Origin of the sequence: Pseudomonas emilianonis (assembly GCF_023072625.1) — a bacterium.
Classification (GTDB): domain Bacteria; phylum Pseudomonadota; class Gammaproteobacteria; order Pseudomonadales; family Pseudomonadaceae; genus Aquipseudomonas; species Aquipseudomonas paraveronii.
On the sequence record NZ_JAKNRV010000472.1, the window covers coordinates 1 to 3,379 of the forward strand.

Genomic DNA, 3,379 nt, shown 5'->3' on the forward strand with positions numbered 1-3,379 from the left:
CGGGTGTGAGGTCGAGCAGGGCGGCGAGGTTGGGCAGGATCATCGACGGCGCGCTGAGGGGCGCCAGGTCCAGCAGGCGAATACCGTCGCGGTAATGCCCGATCAACAATTCGGCGACGCGCAGCGCCACCGTGGTCTTGCCGATGCCCCCCGCGCCGGTCAGGGTGATAAAACGTTGTTGCGGCAATTGCTGCACCAGCGCATCGATCAGCGCCTGGCGGCCGATCATCCGCGTGCGGCGCAGCGGCAGGTTATGGGCCTGGCTTTGGGGAATGCCGTCGGCTGGAATCGTCATCGGTTCGATGCTCAGTGGCGCCACAAAACTGTAACCGCGCTGGGCCACGGTGACGATATAGCGCTGCCCGGCCTGGCCATCGCCGAGGGCCTTGCGCAACGCCGCCATATGCACCCGCAGGTTGCCGTCTTCGACCACGCTTGTGGGCCAGACCCGCGCGATCAGTTCCTGCTTGCTCACCACATTGCCGGCCTGTTCCAGCAGGATCAGCAGGATCTCCACCGCCCGCCGTCCCAGGCGCAGCGGCCGGCCCGCCTCCAGTACCAGGCGTTGGCGTGGGTGGATCCGGTACGGGCCGAAGTGCACGGCCTGTTCGCTGAGGTCGCTCATGCCTGCGCATGCTCTGAGACAAGGGGCTGCCCAGCATATTCCACGCGTGCAGCGAGCACTAGGCCGCGATGACCTGCTTGTGGCGCAGTTGGTGATTGCGCCAGGTCATCGGGTTGACGCCTTCGCTGCGGGTGAACATATGGCAGAAGTGCGCCTGGTCGCAGAAGCCACATTCCAGGCTGATTTGCGTCAGGCTCAAAGAAGTACCGGTGATCAATTCCTTGGCGCGCTGGATGCGCTGTTGGCGAATCCATTCCTGTGGCGACAGCCCGGTGGTGCATTTGAAGGCGCGGGAAAAATGGCTGCGTGACAGTGCGCAGGCCTGGGCCAGGTCGGCAATCGCCAGGCTTTCGCCGAGGTTGGCGAGGATCAGTTGCTTGGCGATACGCTCGCGCCGGGGGCAGAGGCCGCCGGTCGCGCAGATGCTTGGAGCACGGTGCTCAAGTCGGGCCATGACGAATATCCGTGGTCGATGGGAGCGTTCCCGGTGAATGGATGCAGTGTAGACGGCCTCATTCTTGGTGCCGGACCGCCCGGCTGACGAGTTAATCGTTGTTAATTTCGCCAGGTGCGGGCGTAAAAAAGACAGCACAGGTGTGCAATCGCGCTCGCCTGCCGCGTGCTTAGCTAGTGCTCTGCTAACTGTTTGGATACCGCCATGAACCGCAACGACCTGCGCCGTGTCGACATGAACCTGCTGGTGATATTCGAAGCGCTGATGTTCGAGAAGAACCTGACCCGGGTCGCTGAAAAACTCTTCATAGGGCAACCGGCGGTGAGTGCGGCCCTGGGCCGTTTACGTGATTTGTTCGACGACCCGTTGCTGCTGCGCAACGGGCGCGGCATGGAGCCCACGCCACGCGCAATGGCGATACTCAAGGAGCTGCAACCGGCCATGGACACCATCTCAAGCGCCGTCAGCCGCGCCAAGGATTTCGACCCTTCCACCAGCTGCGCGGTGTTCCGCATCGGCCTGTCCGATGACGCCGAGTTCGGCCTGTTCCCGCCGTTGCTCAGCCAACTGCGTGACGAGGCACCGGGGATTATCCTGGTGGTGCGCCGCGCCAATTACTTGTTGATGTCGTCGCTGTTGGCCAGTGGCGAGATCACTGTTGGCGTCAGCTACACCACGGATCTGCCGGCCAATGCCAAGCGCAAGAAACTGCGCGACATACCGTGCAAGGTACTGCGCGGCGATGGCGGCATAGAACCGCTGACCCTGGACGAATACTGCGCGCGGCCCCATGCCATGGTGTCGTTCTCGGGGGACTTGAGCGGCAATATCGACCTCGACCTGGCGCGTATCGGCCGGGCGCGCCGGGTGGTGCTGGCGGTGCCGCAATTCAGCGGATTGCGTGCGTTACTGGCGGGCACGCAGATCATCGCGACGGTGCCGGACTACGCGGCGTGTGCCTTGACCGAAGGCACCACGTTACGCGCACAAGACCCGCCGTTTGCCATCGACGCGGCGGAGTTGTCGATGGTGTGGAGCGGGGTGCATGACAACGACCCGGCGGAGCGTTGGTTGAGGAGCCGGATCAGCGCGCACATGTCCACTTTCCCTGTGTAGGCGCCCCCTGAAAGGTCGCCCCGCCAAACAGCACAAACATCCAATTCCGAATTGCGCGTCGCCGCCAAACTCCCCCCATCGCTCAGCTCTCAAGGGGGGAAGAACACACCATGAACCCAACACTCGAAACCAGCCCCGACGAAGTCGTCACCCTGATCGTCAAACACCGGATCAAATCCGGCAGCGAGGCTGACTACGAAGCCTGGCTACGGCGCATCGTGCGCATCGCCGGCGAGCGTCCCGGCCATCTCGGTGTCGACGTCGTGCGCGGTAAACAGGATGGCCTTGCGCTGTTCACCTGCGTGTTGCGCTACCGCTCCACCGACGACCTGCAACGCTGGCTCGACTCTCCGCAGCGCAAGACCCTGATCGAAGAAGCCGCGCCGATGTTGGCCGACGGCGACCAAACCGAAATCGGTGCGGTCAACGAGTTCTGGTTCACGCCGCAAACCGACAGCGTCGCCAAACCGCCGCGCTGGAAACAGGCCGTGGTCACCCTGTGTGTGATCCTGCCGCTGACCCTGCTGGTGCCGATCGTGTGGGCGCCGATATTGCGCCTGCACCCGTTCCTGTCCAACTACGTGGTCGCCACCTTCCTGGTGACCGTGACCATCGTCGTGCTGGTGGTGTACCTGCTGATGCCGGCGGCTACCCGTCTGTTCGCTCCCTGGCTTGAAGCCTCTGTAAAGGAAACCCTATGAACGCCGATCTGATTCTGTTCAATGGCCAGTTCCACACCGTGGACCGTGAAAATCCACGCGCCACCGCCGTCGCCATTCGCCAGGGGCGCTTCGTGGCAGTGGGCACCGACGGTGAAGCCATGGCCCTGCGCGGCAGCGCCACCCAGGTCATCGACCTCAAAGGCCGCACGGTGATCCCCGGCCTCAACGACTCGCACCTGCACCTGATCCGTGGCGGCTTGAACTACAACCTCGAACTGCGCTGGGAAGGTGTGCCGTCCCTGGCTGACGCGCTGCGCATGCTCAAGGATCAGGCCGACCGCACCCCCACGCCGCAATGGGTACGCGTGGTGGGCGGCTGGAACGAATTCCAGTTCGCCGAAAAGCGCATGCCGACCCTGGAAGAACTCAACCAGGCGGCGCCGGACACCCCGGTGTTCGTGTTGCATCTGTACGACCGCGCCTTGCTCAACCGCGCCGCCCTGCGCGTGGCCGGCTACACCA

General features: G+C 63.7%; 5 protein-coding genes. 3 read left to right on the forward strand and 2 right to left on the reverse strand.

Annotation, left to right across the window (positions count from 1 at the left end; genetic code table 11):
* Both L9Z73_RS27775 and L9Z73_RS27780 read right to left on the reverse strand, forming a co-directional pair.
* Positions 1-625 (reverse strand): winged helix-turn-helix domain-containing protein (locus L9Z73_RS27775; protein WP_247407909.1); only part of this gene is annotated, 625 nt, incomplete at its 3' end.
* A 58-nt stretch (positions 626-683) separates the two neighbouring features.
* The gene (locus tag L9Z73_RS27780) at positions 684-1,079 is read right to left on the reverse strand and encodes a helix-turn-helix domain-containing protein (protein ID WP_247407911.1); all 396 of its coding nucleotides are present in this window, start codon (positions 1,077-1,079) and stop codon (positions 684-686) included.
* Positions 1,080-1,283: 204 nt separating this feature from the next.
* Between L9Z73_RS27780 and L9Z73_RS27785 the strand changes: the two genes are divergently transcribed.
* The 3 genes from L9Z73_RS27785 to L9Z73_RS27795 all read left to right on the forward strand — a co-directional run.
* Complete coding sequence (locus tag L9Z73_RS27785) at positions 1,284-2,195, forward strand: LysR substrate-binding domain-containing protein (RefSeq protein WP_247407914.1); 912 nt, start codon at positions 1,284-1,286, stop codon at positions 2,193-2,195.
* A gap of 110 nt (positions 2,196-2,305) precedes the next feature.
* Complete coding sequence (locus L9Z73_RS27790) at positions 2,306-2,896, forward strand: antibiotic biosynthesis monooxygenase (protein WP_247407916.1); 591 nt, start codon at positions 2,306-2,308, stop codon at positions 2,894-2,896.
* The coding region (locus tag L9Z73_RS27795; RefSeq protein ID WP_247407918.1) for an amidohydrolase family protein at positions 2,893-3,379 on the forward strand (487 nt) is incomplete at its 3' end. The genes L9Z73_RS27790 and L9Z73_RS27795, both read left to right, overlap by 4 nt.

Coding starts and splice junctions, on each gene's coding strand:
- L9Z73_RS27790 (WP_247407916.1), top strand. CDS start 2,306: ATGAACCCAACACTCGAAACCAGCCCCGACGAAGTCGTCACCCTGATC.
- L9Z73_RS27785 (WP_247407914.1), top strand. CDS start 1,284: ATGAACCGCAACGACCTGCGCCGTGTCGACATGAACCTGCTGGTGATA.
- L9Z73_RS27780 (WP_247407911.1), bottom strand. CDS start 1,079: ATGGCCCGACTTGAGCACCGTGCTCCAAGCATCTGCGCGACCGGCGGC.